Origin of the sequence: Novosphingobium silvae (assembly GCF_009856825.1) — a bacterium.
In the GTDB taxonomy this organism is placed as follows: Bacteria; Pseudomonadota; Alphaproteobacteria; order Sphingomonadales; family Sphingomonadaceae; genus Novosphingobium; species Novosphingobium silvae.
Window position 1 is genome coordinate 261,425 of sequence record NZ_WVTD01000005.1, and the last position, 15,867, is coordinate 277,291.

Consider the following 15,867-nt stretch of genomic DNA (forward strand, 5'->3'; position numbering starts at 1 on the left):
AAAGTGCTTGCCCGGACGGGGGCCGAGGTGCGCGATCGTCTGGCGGGAGACCCGGCGGTATGGCGCTTCCCCGAGGAGCGCGCGGAAGTTTACGTTGTCGACGACTTTCTTCCGGCATCCTCGTGCCGCTACCTCATGAGGCTGATCGATGACGTTGCGTGCCCCTCCTGCGTTATCGACGGGAAGGACTGGCCGGATTACCGCACCAGCTACTCAGGAGACCTCGACGTCCGCGACCGCTGCGTCAGTGACTTGGAAAGGCGGATTTCGGCTGTCACGGGGATTGCCTCCGAGCGGGGCGAGTGGGCGCAGGGCCAGCGTTACCGGCGCGGCGAGTTCTTCGGTGAGCATTGCGACTGGTTCGATACCGCCTCGACGTACTGGCAGCATGAGCGGCGCTGCGGCGGGCAACGCAGTTGGACAGCGATGATCTACCTCAATGCCGTGGAGGAAGGCGGCACCACCGAGTTCACGCGGGTCACTCTCAGCGTGCCCCCTCGCGCGGGGGCCTTGCTGCTATGGAACAATGCCCTGCCTGATGGCACTCCCAACCCCTGGACGATGCACGCGGCGCGGCCGGTGTTGCGCGGTGTCAAATACGTCGTCACCAAGTGGTTCCGGGCCCGGCCATGTCAGTAGTCGCGGTCAGCCATCCTGCCCGGTTCCGTTGCCGCCGCGACCGACAAGGTGCTCGAACAGATGATCCATCCTCTTGTGGAGGCGAATGATTTCCAGCTGCGTGCGCAGGTTTACCTCGTAGTCGTGACGGGCAGCGATCCGGTCCTTGTCGGACTGCCGGTTCTGGCTCATCATGATCACCGGTGCCTGGATGGCCGCCAGTGTCGAAAGCATCAGGTTGAGGAAGATGTAGGGGTAGGCATCGAAGGGATGTAGCCCGAGCGCCTTCAGGACCTCGCTGTTGATGAGCATCCAGCTGAGCAGGACAACGCCGAATCCGACGATGAAGGACCAGGAGCCGCCGACCGCCGCCACCTTGTCGGCGAGCCGGTCGGCGAAGGTGGCATTGAGCGCGGCCTCTTCCTGCGCGTCGAGGTCCATCACGGTGCCAGAGGCAATACGTTCCAGCACCCGCCGTTCCTCGGCATCGACGTCCGAGAGCTTTCGCCCGAGAAGCTCCTCGCAAAGCTCGGCCGCGGTCCGAGGCAGGCCATTCATCAGCTTTCCAGCGCCTCGGCAATTAACTTACGGGTTTCAGGCACGCCATAGAGCGCGATGAAGCTGCCCATCCGGGGCCCCTGCGGGCTGCCGAGCAAAGTCTCGTAGAGAGCCTTGAACCAGTCGCGCAGGGTCTCGAACCCGTACGCCTCGTTCTTGCCGATTTCGTAGACGATGTTCTGCAGTTCCTCGGCGGTGGGATCGGCCGCGAGTGTCGCAAGCTGATTGTCGAGGTCTTTGAGTGCCTTGGCTTCCGAAGGGGTAGGCGCGCGGCGCTGGAGCGTGGGCGCGATAAAGTCGCGGTTTGTCGCCAGGGCTGCGCGCACCATATCCGCAAGCGCCGGATGAGCCTCGGGACTGGCGTCCGCCACGTAGTTCCCGAGATAAGACCAGACCTGCTCGGCCGTGGCATCCGCGCCCAGAACGCCGATCAGGTTAAGCAGCAGAGAAAAGGTGACCGGCACGGTATCGCCGGCGCCTGCATCTCCGCCGTTGGCGCGCAGCAGGTGCCACACAGGGTTGCCAAGCTGCTTGTCCAGCGCTTGGCCGGCAAGGTTGCCGTGGAACTGCCAGTATTCGTCCACAGCCTTCGGGATCACTCCCACATGCAGCTGCTTGGCGCTTTTCGGTTCGCGGAACAGGTAGAAGCCCAGGCTTTCCTCGGTCCCGTAGGTCAGCCACTGTTCGATGGTGAGGCCATTCCCCTTGGACTTCGAGATCTTCTCACCATTCTCGTCGAGAAACAGTTCATAGATCAGGCCTTCGGGTCGCCGTCCGCCAAGCACCTGCACGATCTTGCCTGATTGGGTCACCGAATCCGTGAGGTCCTTGCCGCACATCTCGTAATCCACACCCAGCGCGTACCAGCGCATTGCCCAGTCGACCTTCCACTGCAACTTGGACATCCCGCCAAATGCAGTCTGCTCGATGACGGTGCCGTCTTCATCGGTGAAGCGGATCATCCCGGTCGCCGGATCGAGAACCTCGACCGGCACCTGGAGCACTACGCCGCTCGTCGGCGAAACCGGGAGCACCGGCGAGTAGGTCTTGCGGCGTTCCTCCCGCAGCGTGGGCAGCATCACGTCCAGAATCGCCTGATTGCATTCCAGCACCCGCGTCAGTGCCGCATCAAAACCGCCGGAGTTATAACGATCGCTCGCCGAGACGAACTCGTACTCGAACCCAAAACGATCGAGGAATTCGCGCAGCATGGCATTGTTGTGATGAGCAAAGCTCTCGTGCGTGCCGAACGGATCAGGAATGCGGCTGAGCGGCTTGCCGAGGTTGGCGGAAAGCAGTTCGGCGTTGGGGATGTTGTCGGGCACCTTGCGAAGCCCGTCCATGTCGTCGGAGAAGGCCACCAGGCGAGTGGGCGCGCCGCCGGTCAGCGCCTCATAGGCGCGCCGGACGAGCGTGGTGCGCAAGACTTCCTGAAACGTGCCGATATGCGGCAGACCCGATGGGCCGTACCCGGTCTCGAACAGCACCGGCGCGCCGCCGGGTTTACCCTGCGGATAGCGCTTGAGCAGCTTCTGGGCCTCCCGGAAGGGCCAGGCCTTGGACACGCGTGCGGCTTCGATCAGGGCATTTTCAGTCATGGCGCGCTCTTTGGCGAAAAGCGCGATTCCCGCAAGTGTGGAGTGGCGCGCCGGTTCGCTTCGATGTTCGCACGAGCCCTGCCACGGCTGTTTGATCAATGTCGGAGAGGCGGGAGGCCAGGCGCGCCCGCTCCCCGCCTTTCCCATCATTCTCGCCAGGTCCACTCGTACGCGAGAGGCGCCTCGCGGAAGGCGAAACGATCGATATGGCTGGCGACGACGTCGGTGAGACGCTCCAGGTCGGCACGGTCCTCTCCGCTTATGGCGATGGCAAGGCTCTCCGGCCCGGCCACCATAGTCGCGACAGCATTGGGGAAAGTGACCGTTCCCGCGTCCCCCTCTACCTGCGTTTCCAGTTTGTGACTCCAGTGCTTGCACAACTGGCGCACGTACTTCCCGCCGTTTTCGGTTTTCACCGTGGCTTCAATGGTGCTCAATGGTCGATCCTTTCAATCTTGCGGGTCGCCTCGTCGATGGCATCGGCCACCTTGAGAATAAGATCGCGTCCGGTTTCGTCCTGCGAGAGGCGATCGAACACGGCGGTCTTGAGCGCGTGCATTGCGCGGCGGACCGGTGCTGCGTCCACCTTGTCGCGACGAGCGGCCAGGGCGCTCAGACGGGCTTTCAATTCGCCGGCCCTTTCGGCATCCGCCAAGGCCCGCGCGCGCCCATCCTCGGTTGCTTCGAAGGCCCTGCGGGTCGTCTCTCCGGCAACGGGAGCGATGAGACCAGCCTCCTCCATGTACGCCAGAGCGGGATAGACGACGCCGGGGCTTGGCGCATAGTCGCCACCGGAAAGACCCTCGATCTCGCGGATCAGGTCATAGCCATGGCGCGGCATTTCCGCGACGAGAGCGAGAAGGAGAACCTGGAGCTCGCCTTGATCGAACAGCCGCCTGCGCCGACCGCCCCCGGGTCCGCCTCCGCCCCGGCCGCCTCGAGGTCCGCCGCCGTCTGGGGCACCGCCAAATCCGCGGCCTCCGCCATATCCTCGGCCTCCGCCGAACTCTCCTGAACCGAAGTGCCCGCGGCCAATCCCGTGGCGCGTACGCGCGCCGGACATTGCCTGTGGCTCCCCCCAGTCCATCGCGTCCGCCCGGAAGGCGCGGCGGTGCATACGGTGCCCCCCGCCCCTACGGCCGCATCCATCAAACTTTTCACGGCCGTAGCCGCTCACTTTGTCATTCATAATGTCGATTGTTCTTTCATCAGTCTTGATAACTCCAAGATATATCTTTGACGCTGGTTTGCAAGACCCGTCATAAATTTGCCTCGTCATTCGCTGCCCCGACATTGCAACCGCGCGCTGCAGGCCTAAAGACAGCCTCATGGCCGCGCTTCCTCTTCCTGCCCTCCATGCCAGCCATGGCGGTTGCTGGCTGCGGGAAACGGATCTGACCGGAACAGCCACTCGCCCGGTGTCAAAGGGCGAGGCGGTCATGGCGGCAGCGGACACTCCGCTTTTGATCCTCAATGCGCCGCTGCTGGCAACGCGGCTCGGCTATCCGGACCTTTCAGGCCTGGACCTGCTCGAACTCTACGCATTCGTGCATCCCGCGCGCTTCGTCGTGCCGACCCCCAAGGGACTGGCACACGCGCTGGGCCTTGCCGAACCCGCCACGGACGCTGACGTGCCCAACCTCCTGCAGGCGGCGGCCGGAGTGCTCCTGACAACCTGCGAAAGCACCGAGTGGGCCGAGCGCGAAGGTGCATGGACTTCGCTGCAGTCGCTCGTCCGCATGCGCTGGCCCTGGGCCACGCTGCTGACGGCGCGCATCTCGCGCCCTTCCGAATCGGAGCGCTGGCTCTTCAGCCGCCTGCCCGAATGGGAGGAAAGCCCCGAGCCCGCACAACCGCGTCAGATCGCCTTGAACGAAGCCGAGGTGCTCGATCGCCTCGCCAAGCTCACCGGGTCTGCCGCCGAACAGCGGCCCAGCCAGCGCGCCTACGCCGCAGAGGCAGGAAACGCTTTTCTTCCGCGCGAGCGGACCGGACGCCCTCATGTGCTCCTTGCGCAGGCGGGAACCGGCATCGGGAAGACGCTGGGCTACCTGGCACCCACGTCGCTCTGGACCGAGCAGTCGGGCGGCACAGTCTGGGTCTCGACTTATACCAAGGCGTTGCAGCGCCAGCTGAGGCACGAGAGCCGCCGCGCATGGCCGGAACGGCGAACAGATGGCTCCCGCCCGGTGGTAGTGCGCAAGGGCCGAGAAAATTACCTCTGCCTGCTCAACCTGGAAGATGCCCTGCAGGGCGGGTTCTCGGGACGGGCCGCGATACTTGCACAACTTGTGGCACGCTGGGCCGCCTACACGCGCGATGGCGACATGATCGGAGGCGACCTTCCGGGCTGGCTTGGAACCCTCTTCCGCCAGCGGGGCATCGCCGCGCTGACGGATCGGCGCGGAGAATGCGTCTATGCCGGATGCCCTCACTACCGCAAATGCTTCATCGAGCGCGCCACCCGCGCCAGCGTCGGCGCCGACCTCGTGATCGGCAACCATGCGCTCGTCATGGTCAACGCCGCCCGGGGGCGCGACCCGGCTTCAAGGCCCACGCGCATCGTCTTCGACGAAGGACACCACGTGTTCGATGCCGCCGATTCGACCTTCGCCGCAGCGCTTACCGGCGCCGAAGCGATCGAACTGCGGCGTTGGGTGATCGGGCCGGAAAAATCATCCAAGGGACGGCGGCGCGGCCTTGCCGCAAGGCTTGCCGACATCGCCAGCTATGACGAGGCCGGAGGCAAGGCGATTACCGCCGCACGCGCTGCCGCCGAAGCCCTTCCCGGCGATGGCTGGCTCCAGCGCATCGCCGAGAATGCCGCTTCGGGCCCTCTGGAAGAGCTGCTCGCCGCTGTCCGCGCCACGGTCTACGCGCGCGACGAAAGCGGCGGCCAGGACGCAGGCTATGCCTTGGAGACTGAGGCAGCGGGCCTGGAAGGTGCGTTCGTGGAGATCGCGCAGGCTGCCCGCATGGCGCTCGCCGACCTGCGGCAACCGCTGATCCGCCTCGGCATGCGGCTCGAGGCTCTGCTGGAGGAACCACCCGACTGGCTGGACAGTGCAGGCCGCGCGCGCCTCGAAGGCGCTCGGCATTCCCTCTCCTGGCGGGTCGAAACGCTCTCTGCATGGGAGTCGCTTCTGGACAGGCTGGGGGGCGCCGCCGATCCGGAATATGTCGACTGGCTGGCTGTCGATCGTTCCGAATCGCGCGAGTTCGACATCGGTATCCATCGCCGCTGGCTCGATCCTATGAAGCCCTTCGCGCAAGTCGTGCTCGAACCGGCACATGGCGTGATCCTGACGTCCGCGACATTGCGCGACGGGGACGACTGGACGAAGGCGGTCGCGCGATCCGGCGCAGCGCAGATCGACGTCGTGCCGCGCCTGTCGACTCACCTGAGCCCTTTCGATTACGCGGCGCAGGCCGAAGTGCTGATCGTCACCGACGTGCCCAAGGGCGACATACCCGCTCTCGCTGCCGCCTTCGGCCGCCTTATCGAAGCGTCGCAGGGCGGCGCGCTTGGCCTGTTCACCGCCATCCGGCGGCTGCGCGCCGTACATGGCCGTATCGCCGATCGTCTGGCCCGCGGCGGCCTTCCGCTTTACGCCCAGCACGTGGACCCGATCGACACGGGAACGCTGGTGGACATTTTCCGCGACGACCCGGCCGCGTCCCTACTTGGCACCGACGCGCTGCGCGACGGTGTCGACGTGCCCGGCCATTCGCTGCGCCTGGTGGTCATGGAGCAGGTGCCCTGGCCCCGGCCCTCGATCCTGCATCGCGCCCGCCGCCTGGCGAATGGCGGCAGCGCCTATGATGACACGCTCATCAGGGCCAAGCTTGCGCAGGCGTTCGGCCGCCTCATTCGCAGCCGCGACGATCGCGGCCACTTCGTTGTCCTGTCCCCTGCCTTTCCATCGCGGCTGCTGTCGGCTTTCCCGCCCGGAACGCCCATCCGCCGGATAACTCTGGAAGAGGCTTTACAGCGCGTGGCGGGCCATGCTTCAGCAACCGCTGCGGAGCCCGCCCGGCCTTCGCGCGCGCCTTCCTGATCCGTTCCCACGAGATTGGCCACACACTGATGAAGACCCTCGGCATCTTCCGCCACGCCAAATCGGACTGGACCGATGCCCGGCTGCGTGATTTCGACCGTCCGCTCAACAAGCGCGGCCGCGTGGGCGCGGGTATCATGGGCAAGCACATCCGCGACTACGGCGTGGAAAATGCCGTCGGGTGGCGACGCATAGTGGCATCGCCCGCCGTCCGCGTCACCCAGACCATCGAGCTTGCAGGCGAGGCCGCGGGGGAGACGCCGCCGATCACCTGGGATCGGCGCATCTATCTCGCCAACTCGGCCACCCTCATGGACGTGCTGCGCGAGCAGGATAGCGACGGCGACTTATCCGGAAACGCGCGTTCGATCATGCTCGTCGGCCACAACCCCGGATTGGAGGACCTTATCTTCGATCTTGTTCCCGACGATGGCAGCAGCCCGTTGCGGGACGTGGTGGAGGACAAGTTCCCGACCGCAGCATTCGCGGTGGTTCGTCTCGACATCGAGAGCTGGGCAGACCTCGCGGAGAACTGCGGCAGACTGGTGCACCTCGTCCGCCCGCGTGATCTGGATCCATCGCTTGGCCCCGCTATCGAGGACTGACGGGTCAGCCGGCTTGACCGTGGAAGTCGGAACCCGGCCCCTCTCCGCTGCGGAACCTAGGCTGCAGCCAGCGCCGCGGCCAGCCTTTCCCGGATTGCGGCCAGCTTTGTATGAATCGCCTCGGGGTCCAACTTGCGAGAAGTTGCGGCAGGAACTTGCCCATTACTTGCAGCTGTCTGCAACAACTTGCTCTCAAGAGCTTTCGCCGCACCGCGCAGGGTGTAGCCTTCATGCTGAACGAGGCGGTTGATCTCGACGATCAGTGCCACATCCTCCGGACGGTAGTATCGCCGCGACCCGCTGCGCTTGATCGGTGCCAGCGCAGGGAACTGCTCCTCCCAATAGCGTAGGACATGGGGACGGATCCCCAGCGCACCCGCGACCTCGCCGATAGTCCGCAGCGCTTGCGGATCCTTTCCGTCATTGAAAAGGGGGTTGCCGGGCGCAGGCGCTTCAGCCGTCGCCTGCGCCGAGGTCACGGCGCTATCGCGCTGACTTTCGCTGTCATTCATACCTGTTTCGTTTCGAGCGTCTTCATCATGCCTCGGCGATGCGGTCCTTCAGCATCTGACTGGCGCGGAACGTCATCACCCTTCGAGGCGTAATCGGAACTTCCACGCCGGTCTTGGGGTTGCGACCAATCCGCTCGCCTTTGTCCCGTAGCAGGAACGTACCGAAGCCGGAGATCTTGACGTTCTCGCCATTGCTAAGCGCAACGCACATCTGCTGGAGAATGGCTTCCACCATCGCCAGTGATTCCGACCGGGATATTCCCAGTCGACGGTGAATGGCTTCGGCAATTTCTGCCCTGGTCAAAGTATCCGTAGAGCGCATCAAGCCCGCATCCCCTTCGTGCGCCGATGGGGGTATAATATGAAAAAGCGCGAGGAAAGCAATGCTGCGTCCAATATTGAACGCTATTGGACGGGCAGGGAAGCCGATTAGACCCGAATGAGACTTGCACCCCAGGTGAAACCACCACCCATGGCCTCGAGCATGACGAGGTCCCCGGCCTTGATTCGCCCGTCCCGAACCGCCTGATCCAGCGCGAGCGGCACTGATGCGGCCGAGGTGTTCGCGTGCTGGCCCACGGTCATGACGACCTTTTCCGGCGGAAGATTCAGCTTTCTCGCCGTCGCATCCAGGATCCGGGCATTGGCCTGGTGCGGCACAAGCCAGTCGATGTCGTCGGTCGAAAGACCGGCGTCCTCGATGACTTCGCGCAGGACCTCGGCCAAGTTGACCACGGCGTGGCGGAATACCTCGCGCCCCTTCATGCGAAGCTTGCCGACGGTCCCAGTGGTCGACGGACCTCCGTCCACGTAAAGCAGCTGGTTGTGAGCGCCGTCTGCGTGAAGACGCGTGGCAAGAATGCCCCTCGGCGCATCACCCTCCTGCTCCTGCGCCTCAAGAACGATGGCTCCAGCCCCGTCTCCGAAGAGTACGCAGGTCGTGCGGTCTTCCCAGTCCAGGATACGGCTGAAGGTTTCCGCACCGATCACGAGCGCGCGGCGAGCCATGCCCGTGCGCAGCATCGAATCGGCGACGCCGACGGCATAGAGGAAGCCCGAGCAGACAGCCGCGACGTCAAAGGCGATACCGCCCCTGCACCCCAGATTGCTCTGGACCAGGGTGGCACTGGCCGGGAAAGTCTGATCCGGCGTTGCTGTGGCAAGCACGATCAGGTCGATCGAAGCAGCCTCGATCCCGGCTGCCTCTATCGCACGGCGAGCCGCGTCGGTCGCCAGGCTCGTAGTGGTCTCGTCGGGCGCTGCGATATGGCGATTGGAGATGCCGGTACGCTCGACGATCCATTCGTCGCTCGTATCCACGCGCATTGCCAGTTCGGCATTGCTCACCGCCTGGCGCGGCAGCGCCGAACCGGTTCCGATCAGGACCGAACGCAACATCAGGCGCGTTCTTCCTGCACACCCGGGATGGAGCTTGTGCGGCGCCAGGTATCCCCGCCAAGACGGGCAAGGTCGGCGGTGATGCGCTCGGTCACGTTTTCCTCCAGCAGTCGGGCGGTGACCGCCACGGCGTTGGCCACTCCCGCTGCATTGGCACTTCCATGGCTTTTCACCACGATGCCATTGAGGCCGAGGAAGACCGCTCCGTTGTGGTTGTTGGGGTCGAGGTGGTGTTTCAGCAATTCGGTCGCGGGCCTGGAGATAAGAAAACCCAGCTTGGACCGCAGCGAACTTGAAAAACCGCGCTTCAGCAGGTCGGCAACGAAACGCGCCGTACCTTCAACCGCTTTCAGCGCGACGTTACCCGAGAAACCGTCCGTCACTACAACGTCGACATCTCCGCGACAGATCTTGTCCGCTTCGGTGAAGCCGTCGAAGGACATCGACAGGTCGCCGGCGACACCCTTGAGGATCGCCGCCGCATCGCGCACTTCGTCCGTGCCCTTGATCTCTTCGCTGCCGATGTTGAGCAAACGCACGCGCGGCTGCTCACGCCCGGTGGCGACGCGCGCATAAGCTGCGCCCATGATCGCGAACTGCACGAGGTTGCGACTGTCGCACTCGGTGTTGGCACCAAGGTCGAGCATCACCACGTCGTTATCGCCAAGCGTCGGCAGGAGCGCTGCCAGTGCGGGACGATCGATCCCGGGCATCGTTCGCAGCGAGAGCTTGGAGATCGCCATCAGCGCGCCGGTATTTCCGGCGCTGACGGCAGCACCGGCATGACCCAGCTTGACCGCCTCGATGGCGCGCCCCATCGACGTGCCCTTCGCACGGCGCAAGGCCTGACTCGGCTTGTCTTCGCCGCTGATGACGCCTTCGGTGTGAAGGATTTCGGAGCTCGCCCGCAGATTGGGATGACTCTCCAGCGCGGACTTGATCCGCGCCTCGTCACCGACAAGCAGGAACTTGAAGCGATCGTGCCGACGGCGCGCAAGTGCCGCGCCCTCGATCATGACGCGCACGCCCTCGTCACCGCCCATCGCATCAATGGCGATACGCGGTAAGCTCATGGGGCTGTCTCCGAAATTCGCCAGAGGTCCTTAAGACCGTAGGTCTTAGACTTCGACCGCGACGATTTCGCGACCCTTGTAGTGGCCGCAAGCGTTGCACAGGTTGTGCGGGCGCTTGAGTTCACCGCAGTTCGAGCACTCGTGGAAAGCCGCGACGGTCAGCGCGTCATGGCTACGGCGCATGCCCCGGCGGGACGGGGTCGTTTTTCTTTTAGGGACAGCCATTTCGGCACCTGTTCCTGGAAATGCAGTTTTGTCAAAAAGGCCGCCGATGACCGTTACGGGACACGGCGGCTTGCGAAGGCGCGCCTATAACCGATTTCTGGCGAGTTGCAACCCGTTCCTCCCCCACTCACGAATGGATCGTCCTTCGCGGACCAGAACCAGGCTCCTCGGAAAGGCGGCCAACCTTCTTCAGCCCGGCAGGCCCTGTTCCAGAGCACGATCGCTCACATAGGGGTTTGTCCGCCGTTCCTGCCCGAAAGTGCTTACCGGCCCATGTCCGGGTACGAAAGTAACGTCATCGCCCAGAGGCCAGAGCTTGCGGGTGATCGAATCGACCAGATCGTTCAGGTTGCCCCTTGGGAAGTCCCAGCGACCGATCCCGCCCTGAAAGAGCACATCGCCAACCATTGCGAACCGACTGGGCGCGTGGTGGAACACCACGTGGCCGGGTGTATGGCCCGGGCAGTGAACGACGTCGATCTCGAGGTTTCCGACCGTGACCTTGTCTCCATCTTCCAGCCACCGATCGGGCTCGAAGGTATGGGCCTCCATGTTCCAGCGAGGGCCGTCGTCGCTGAGCTGGGCAATCCAGAAGCGGTCTTCCTCGTGCGGCCCTTCGATCGGCACGCCCAGTTCCCGGGCAAGTATCCCGGCCTGGCCGCAATGATCCAGGTGGCCATGCGTGACCAGGATCTTCTCGATCGTGACGCCTGTCTTCTCGATGGCCTGCCGCAGCTTGGGCAGGTCGCCGCCGGGATCGACGAGGGCGCCGCGCATCGTCGTCGTGCACCAGAGTAGGGAGCAGTTCTGCTGCAGCGGCGTAACGGGAATGATGCCCACCCGCATCTGCTGCGGTGTCATCTCCGGATCGGTGCTGGTCTTGTCGGTCATGAGGGATGGAATGGCGACAAGGACATCCGAATGCAACCGGAGAGGCGCCGCTAGATCGGGCCACCCTTCCAGACCACGCGGCCAATGAGTTCCACTTCCCGCACTGCGCATTCGACTGCCGGATAAGCGGGATTGTCACTGATCAGAACGATCTTTCCCGGTCGCCCAGTATCGAGGCGCTTGACCAGCAGGCTGTCGCCCAGGCGGATCACATGAATGCCGTCGCGCATGCCCCGGGCCTTGCGGTCCACCAGAATTTCGTCCCCGTGCCGCAGCGTCGGCTCCATCGAATCGCCGCTAACCACAATCGTCGAAAGCTGATCAGGCTGCAGCCCCATGGCTCTCAGCCACCGGAAAGAGAAGCGGATCGTGTCGAACGCGACTTCGCCGGCGACCTCGGCGCCCGGCCCTGCCGAGGCCCCGATCGCGAGCCGAGGCACATCGATCCAGTCAACACTCAAGGATTCGTAGGAATTTTCCTTCGGCTTTCCAAGTTGATCCTCGCTGATCCCGAAGAACCGGGCCAGCATTGCGCGATCCTGTTCCTCCAGCTTGCGCGGACTTCCCTTGCGCACGAATTGCTGCAGGTAGCTGGGATTTTTTCCAAGCATCTGCGAAAGCCGGGAAAGGCTAACCCGCCGCTCCTCGGCAAGCTCCAGCAGGCGTCTATGGGCGGGTTCAATTTCCATCTTGTAATCCATAGTCGTAGGAAATTTCCTAGACAAGTAGGATTTTCGTTGGAACATAATGGGAACATCAAGAGGCTAATCTCCTGATACGCTTCAGAGAAGGGACCTGCCTGAATGCTCCTGCGACAGATTGAACGATTTCTACGCCAGACCAATATGCCATGGACCAAGTTCGGCCGCCTCGCGGCACACGATCCCCGCTTTGTCGCCGACCTGCGTAACGGGCGAATCCCGCGCGAGCGAACCGCCGAGCGTGTCGAGGCGTTCATGAGCACCTATCTCGCAAACGCGATGGAGGGCGGCCATGTACTCTGATGCGCTCGGTACGGCTGCTGCCGCTCATCATGCCAGTCATCGGGAGTTGACCCGCCACGAAAGTACCGGGCGCGGCCCCTGGCTCAGGCTGCTTTCGCAGGCGCTGGAGCTTGCCGGGCCTGACGCGGAGTTCCTGCGACACAGCGAATGCCCCTGGTCCAGCGCAACGTTCTCCGGGACGCGGCACCGGATACTCGTGGCCTTCAACGGCGAACACGCCCTCTCTAGTGGCGAAGCTTATATCGCCGCTCTTCCAGAGCACGAATTCAGCATCTCCCGCCAGATCGTGGCCGACGCCACCGTCGTTGAGGTGGAGCACGCGGTTCTGCCCGCGCCCCGAATGACGGTGGAGGCGGAACTCCTGCTTCTGGATGACTGCTGATCAGCCGCCGGGTCGCCCCGAACCTTTCGGGGCGACCTGCATCATAGTGCTCGTGACAGGTCCTTGATCTCGGTGTTGAGGATGCGGTCGTTCTCCGAATAGTCGACCGGGCAGTCGATGACATGGACACCTGGCGTGTCACGGCATTGGGCCAGAAGCTCCCGAAGGTGCGCGGCGCTCTCCACCCGGTGCCCACTTGCGCCGTAGCTCTCCGCATATTTCACGAAGTCGGGATTGCCGTAGGAGAGGCCGAAGTCCGCAAACCCCATGTTCGCCTGCTTCCAGCGTATCATGCCATAGGCATTGTCGTTCAGGATAAGGACCGTAAGGTCCAGCCCCAGGCGAACCGCCGTCTCCAGTTCCTGGCTGTTCATCATGAAGCCGCCGTCGCCGCATACCGCGAAAACCTTGCGATCGGGGTACACCATCGCACTGGCCATCGCGGAAGGAAGGCCTGCTCCCATCGTCGCGAGTGCGTTATCAAGTAGCACCGTATTACGACCTCGTGCCGAATAGCCCCGAGCGAACCAGATCTTGTAGATGCCGTTGTCGAGACAGATGATGGCGTCATCCGGCAACGCATCTCGCACCTGGCTGACGACATGCGGCGGGAAAATCGGGAAACGTTCGTCCGCAGCAAGTCGCGCGGTGTGCTCCACCTCGGCCCGGCGGTATCGCAGCATCGCCTCGAAGTTCCACCTCGGCGACGGCGTCAGCGCCTCTTTCAGCTGCCACATGGCGTTGGCGATGTCGCCGATCACCTCGATGTGGGGGAAGTACACCGGATCGACCTCGGCGGTCTTGGTGGAGATGTGAATGACGGTGCGATCGTCGCGGGTACCGTCATTGGTCATGAAGAACGGCGGCTTCTCGATCACGTCGTGTCCGATGTTGACGATGCAGTCCGCATCATCAATGGCGCGGTGCACGAAATCGCCCGAGGAAAGCGCCGCGCACCCCAGGAACCGTGGGTGCCGTTCGTCGATCACACCCTTGCCGAGTTGCGTGGTGAGGAACGGTATGCCCGTCTTCTCCACGAACTCGCCCAGCATCTTGCTCGTCATCTTGCGGTTTGCCCCTGCGCCGATGACCAGCACGGGCCGCCTGGATTTCTCCAGCGCCTCGACCGCTTGAGCAATGGACTTCACGTCGGCCGTGGGGCGCCGGACTATCGAGCGGGGAACGGGACGCGACTCGGTATGCTCGTCGGCAATGTCCTCGGGCAACTCGATGTGAGTGGCACCGGGTTTCTCCTCCTCCGCAATCCGGCAAGCCTCTCGAACGCGACTGGGAATGTTGTCCGACGATGCGATCTGATGCGCGTACTTCGTGATGGGCTGCATCATCAAGACGACATCGAGAATCTGGAAGCGTCCCTGCTTGGACTTCTTGATCGGCTTCTGCCCGGTGATCATGAGCATGGGCATGCCGCCCAGCGTGGCATAGGCAGCGGCCGTCACGAAGTTGGTGGCGCCGGGCCCCAGGGTGGAAAGGCACACACCCGTCTTGCCCGTGTGCCGCCCGTAAGTGGCCGCCATGAAGCCAGCGCCCTGTTCGTGCCGCGTGAGGATCAGCTTGATCTGACGCGAGCGTGAGAGCGAATCGAGGAAGTCGAGGTTTTCCTCGCCCGGCACGCCGAAGATGTACTCGACCCCTTCGCGTTCCAGACATTCGATGAAGAGGTCGGACGCCTTGCGCTTGTCGCTTTCTGCCATGATCCCGCATTCCCCGCTATTTTTTCGCCGACGCGGTCACGCCGCCTGGTGAGTGCGAGGCACATACGCGATTCGCACAAGCCGCTCTTCCTGATGAATACGATAGCTCGCGCGCGAAGCTAAACCGAAGGGCCTGCTGCGCCTAGTAGCCGCGGGAAAGGCCGACGCTGTGTGTCAGCGGCTCGCCGCGCATATACCGACCGAGGTTTTCGAGGAACCGCGCGCTTCCTCGCGCGAAAAGCGCCTCCTGCGCCCTTCCCGCCAGATGCATCGAGATGTGCACGTTCTCGCGCGACCATAGCGGATGATCCGCCGGGAGTGGTTCCGGCGTGGTGACGTCAAGGAAAGCGCCGCCCAGATGCCCCGAGTCGATGGCCTCGAGCAAAGCATCCTGATCAACGACAGTGCCTCGTGCGAAATTCAGCAGGGTTGCGCCGGGCTTCATCGCGGCCAGTTCAGCGGCGCCGAACATACCGGTGGTCTGCGGCGTGGATGGAACGATCAGGATCACCCAGTCGAACCGGCCCAGCTGCGCCTGCCACTCGCCCTCGCCCAGTTCGCCCGGGCGCGCCGTTCGCCTGGCGATCGTCACGTCCGATCCCAGTGCCCGCAGGACCTCGGTGGCCCGCGTGCCGATCTCGCCGGCGCCGATGACCAGCACCTTGGCATCCAGCAATTCGCGCTTGCCGGGCGGCTGCGGCAGCCAGTCGTGCCGATCCTGCGCCCTCACGACCTGCCGGTAACCCTTGGCCATCGTCAGCATACCCATGATGACAAACTCGGATACGGACTGGGCGTGGATACCCGCGCCATTGGTGAGGATGACGCCGCGCTCCGCCAGGCGGTCAAGGGGCAGCCAGTCCACTCCCGACGACATGGCATTGTACCACTTCAGCCGTCCCATCCGTGCGATCGCCTCGGCGGCAACGGGCGGCGCGATGGTATCGAGCCAGGCGATTTCCGCGCGCTCGGCGTGGCCCAGAAGCTCGTCCCTGCTTTCGAACCACATCGGCTCGACGCCATCCGGGAGCTTGTCTTCCAGCCATGGGCGCGACTGGGCATTGAGGAGGGCGACGACCATCTGGGGCTCCGGCTTGACTACTTAACAGCGCGTTGACGAAGTCGGTGTGATCTGATTCAGCCTGGATACGGAAAGAAGGCGGTCAGCGACGATGGCGATGCGACGTGATGGTGATGTGCAGGCGGATCTGATCGTGTCGTGGTCAGATA

General features: G+C 63.8%; 18 protein-coding genes. 5 read left to right on the plus strand and 13 right to left on the minus strand.

From position 1 onward, the window contains the following. The first annotated feature begins 27 nt into the window (after nucleotides 1-27). Nucleotides 28-639, plus strand: a complete 612-nt coding sequence (locus tag GR702_RS09485; protein ID WP_337192561.1) for a 2OG-Fe(II) oxygenase — start codon at nucleotides 28-30, stop codon at nucleotides 637-639. Nucleotides 640-645: 6 nt separating this feature from the next. Here the strand turns inward: GR702_RS09485 and GR702_RS09490 are convergent, their stop codons facing one another. The 4 genes from GR702_RS09490 to GR702_RS22300 all read right to left on the minus strand — a co-directional run bounded on the left by GR702_RS09490 (nucleotide 646) and on the right by GR702_RS22300 (nucleotide 3,666). Further along, entirely contained in the window at nucleotides 646-1,176 is a 531-nt protein-coding gene (locus GR702_RS09490) for a DUF1003 domain-containing protein (RefSeq protein ID WP_160985641.1), read from the minus strand. Further along, nucleotides 1,176-2,774, minus strand: a complete 1,599-nt coding sequence (locus tag GR702_RS09495) for a lysine--tRNA ligase (RefSeq protein WP_160985642.1) — start codon at nucleotides 2,772-2,774, stop codon at nucleotides 1,176-1,178. Before GR702_RS09495 ends, GR702_RS09490 begins: the two co-directional genes overlap by 1 nt. Nucleotides 2,775-2,920: 146 nt before the next feature. Next, nucleotides 2,921-3,211, minus strand: coding sequence for a DUF2218 domain-containing protein (locus GR702_RS09500; protein WP_160985643.1), 291 nt, complete (start codon nucleotides 3,209-3,211; stop codon nucleotides 2,921-2,923). After that, a complete protein-coding gene (locus GR702_RS22300) occupies nucleotides 3,208-3,666 on the minus strand; it encodes a PadR family transcriptional regulator (protein ID WP_272916660.1) in 459 nt (152 codons plus the stop codon). The genes GR702_RS09500 and GR702_RS22300 overlap by 4 nt, the downstream gene beginning before the upstream one ends. Before the next feature lie 436 nt (nucleotides 3,667-4,102). Between GR702_RS22300 and GR702_RS09510 the strand changes: the two genes are divergently transcribed. Then, on the plus strand, nucleotides 4,103-6,832 hold the full coding sequence (locus tag GR702_RS09510; protein WP_160985645.1) for an ATP-dependent DNA helicase: 2,730 nt from the start codon (nucleotides 4,103-4,105) through the stop codon (nucleotides 6,830-6,832). A 29-nt stretch (nucleotides 6,833-6,861) separates the two neighbouring features. Continuing rightward, complete coding sequence (locus GR702_RS09515) at nucleotides 6,862-7,437, plus strand: SixA phosphatase family protein (protein ID WP_160985646.1); 576 nt, start codon at nucleotides 6,862-6,864, stop codon at nucleotides 7,435-7,437. Between the two features lie 56 nt (nucleotides 7,438-7,493). Here the strand turns inward: GR702_RS09515 and GR702_RS09520 are convergent, their stop codons facing one another. From GR702_RS09520 to GR702_RS09550, 7 genes are all read right to left on the minus strand, one after another. After that, the gene (locus GR702_RS09520; protein ID WP_160985647.1) at nucleotides 7,494-7,949 is read right to left on the minus strand and encodes a MerR family transcriptional regulator; all 456 of its coding nucleotides are present in this window, start codon (nucleotides 7,947-7,949) and stop codon (nucleotides 7,494-7,496) included. Nucleotides 7,950-7,974: 25 nt separating this feature from the next. Then, nucleotides 7,975-8,271, minus strand: a complete 297-nt coding sequence (locus GR702_RS09525) for an integration host factor subunit alpha (protein ID WP_160985676.1) — start codon at nucleotides 8,269-8,271, stop codon at nucleotides 7,975-7,977. 107 nt (nucleotides 8,272-8,378) lie between these two features. Continuing rightward, nucleotides 8,379-9,347, minus strand: a complete 969-nt coding sequence (locus GR702_RS09530) for a beta-ketoacyl-ACP synthase III (protein ID WP_160985648.1) — start codon at nucleotides 9,345-9,347, stop codon at nucleotides 8,379-8,381. Continuing rightward, the gene (plsX, locus tag GR702_RS09535) at nucleotides 9,347-10,420 is read right to left on the minus strand and encodes a phosphate acyltransferase PlsX (RefSeq protein WP_160985649.1); all 1,074 of its coding nucleotides are present in this window, start codon (nucleotides 10,418-10,420) and stop codon (nucleotides 9,347-9,349) included. The genes GR702_RS09530 and plsX overlap by 1 nt, the downstream gene beginning before the upstream one ends. Before the next feature lie 45 nt (nucleotides 10,421-10,465). Next, nucleotides 10,466-10,645, minus strand: coding sequence for a 50S ribosomal protein L32 (gene rpmF / locus GR702_RS09540; protein ID WP_160985650.1), 180 nt, complete (start codon nucleotides 10,643-10,645; stop codon nucleotides 10,466-10,468). A gap of 189 nt (nucleotides 10,646-10,834) precedes the next feature. After that, nucleotides 10,835-11,536: an MBL fold metallo-hydrolase gene (locus GR702_RS09545; RefSeq protein WP_272916658.1), complete on the minus strand. Its 702-nt coding sequence runs from the start codon at nucleotides 11,534-11,536 to the stop codon at nucleotides 10,835-10,837. A gap of 50 nt (nucleotides 11,537-11,586) precedes the next feature. Beyond that, nucleotides 11,587-12,225 (minus strand): S24 family peptidase, encoded by a 639-nt coding sequence (locus tag GR702_RS09550; protein ID WP_160985678.1) that lies wholly within the window; start codon nucleotides 12,223-12,225, stop codon nucleotides 11,587-11,589. Between the two features lie 114 nt (nucleotides 12,226-12,339). Here GR702_RS09550 and GR702_RS09555 point away from each other — a divergent pair, with 114 nt between their 5' ends. Both GR702_RS09555 and GR702_RS09560 read left to right on the plus strand, forming a co-directional pair. Beyond that, nucleotides 12,340-12,540 (plus strand): hypothetical protein, encoded by a 201-nt coding sequence (locus GR702_RS09555; RefSeq protein ID WP_160985651.1) that lies wholly within the window; start codon nucleotides 12,340-12,342, stop codon nucleotides 12,538-12,540. Then, nucleotides 12,530-12,922, plus strand: coding sequence for a hypothetical protein (locus GR702_RS09560; RefSeq protein ID WP_237449638.1), 393 nt, complete (start codon nucleotides 12,530-12,532; stop codon nucleotides 12,920-12,922). The genes GR702_RS09555 and GR702_RS09560 overlap by 11 nt, the downstream gene beginning before the upstream one ends. A gap of 41 nt (nucleotides 12,923-12,963) precedes the next feature. On the opposite strand, the gene GR702_RS09565 is transcribed toward GR702_RS09560, so the two are convergent. Both GR702_RS09565 and GR702_RS09570 read right to left on the minus strand, forming a co-directional pair. Then, nucleotides 12,964-14,637, minus strand: a complete 1,674-nt coding sequence (locus tag GR702_RS09565) for an acetolactate synthase large subunit (RefSeq protein ID WP_160985652.1) — start codon at nucleotides 14,635-14,637, stop codon at nucleotides 12,964-12,966. A gap of 142 nt (nucleotides 14,638-14,779) precedes the next feature. Further along, the gene (locus GR702_RS09570; RefSeq protein ID WP_160985653.1) at nucleotides 14,780-15,718 is read right to left on the minus strand and encodes a D-2-hydroxyacid dehydrogenase; all 939 of its coding nucleotides are present in this window, start codon (nucleotides 15,716-15,718) and stop codon (nucleotides 14,780-14,782) included. Nucleotides 15,719-15,867: the final 149 nt, after the last annotated feature.

Excerpts from the sequence above, each read along its gene's own strand:
- GR702_RS09490 (WP_160985641.1), bottom strand. The coding sequence starts at position 1,176 with ATGAATGGCCTGCCTCGGACCGCGGCCGAGCTTTGCGAGGAGCTTCTC.
- GR702_RS09495 (WP_160985642.1), bottom strand. The coding sequence starts at position 2,774 with ATGACTGAAAATGCCCTGATCGAAGCCGCACGCGTGTCCAAGGCCTGG.
- GR702_RS09510 (WP_160985645.1), top strand. The coding sequence starts at position 4,103 with ATGGCCGCGCTTCCTCTTCCTGCCCTCCATGCCAGCCATGGCGGTTGC.
- GR702_RS09515 (WP_160985646.1), top strand. The coding sequence starts at position 6,862 with ATGAAGACCCTCGGCATCTTCCGCCACGCCAAATCGGACTGGACCGAT.
- GR702_RS09520 (WP_160985647.1), bottom strand. The coding sequence starts at position 7,949 with ATGAATGACAGCGAAAGTCAGCGCGATAGCGCCGTGACCTCGGCGCAG.
- GR702_RS09525 (WP_160985676.1), bottom strand. The coding sequence starts at position 8,271 with ATGCGCTCTACGGATACTTTGACCAGGGCAGAAATTGCCGAAGCCATT.
- GR702_RS09530 (WP_160985648.1), bottom strand. The coding sequence starts at position 9,347 with ATGTTGCGTTCGGTCCTGATCGGAACCGGTTCGGCGCTGCCGCGCCAG.
- plsX (WP_160985649.1), bottom strand. The coding sequence starts at position 10,420 with ATGAGCTTACCGCGTATCGCCATTGATGCGATGGGCGGTGACGAGGGC.
- rpmF (WP_160985650.1), bottom strand. The coding sequence starts at position 10,645 with ATGGCTGTCCCTAAAAGAAAAACGACCCCGTCCCGCCGGGGCATGCGC.
- GR702_RS09545 (WP_272916658.1), bottom strand. The coding sequence starts at position 11,536 with ATGACCGACAAGACCAGCACCGATCCGGAGATGACACCGCAGCAGATG.
- GR702_RS09550 (WP_160985678.1), bottom strand. The coding sequence starts at position 12,225 with ATGGAAATTGAACCCGCCCATAGACGCCTGCTGGAGCTTGCCGAGGAG.
- GR702_RS09555 (WP_160985651.1), top strand. The coding sequence starts at position 12,340 with ATGCTCCTGCGACAGATTGAACGATTTCTACGCCAGACCAATATGCCA.
- GR702_RS09560 (WP_237449638.1), top strand. The coding sequence starts at position 12,530 with ATGTACTCTGATGCGCTCGGTACGGCTGCTGCCGCTCATCATGCCAGT.
- GR702_RS09565 (WP_160985652.1), bottom strand. The coding sequence starts at position 14,637 with ATGGCAGAAAGCGACAAGCGCAAGGCGTCCGACCTCTTCATCGAATGT.
- GR702_RS09570 (WP_160985653.1), bottom strand. The coding sequence starts at position 15,718 with ATGGTCGTCGCCCTCCTCAATGCCCAGTCGCGCCCATGGCTGGAAGAC.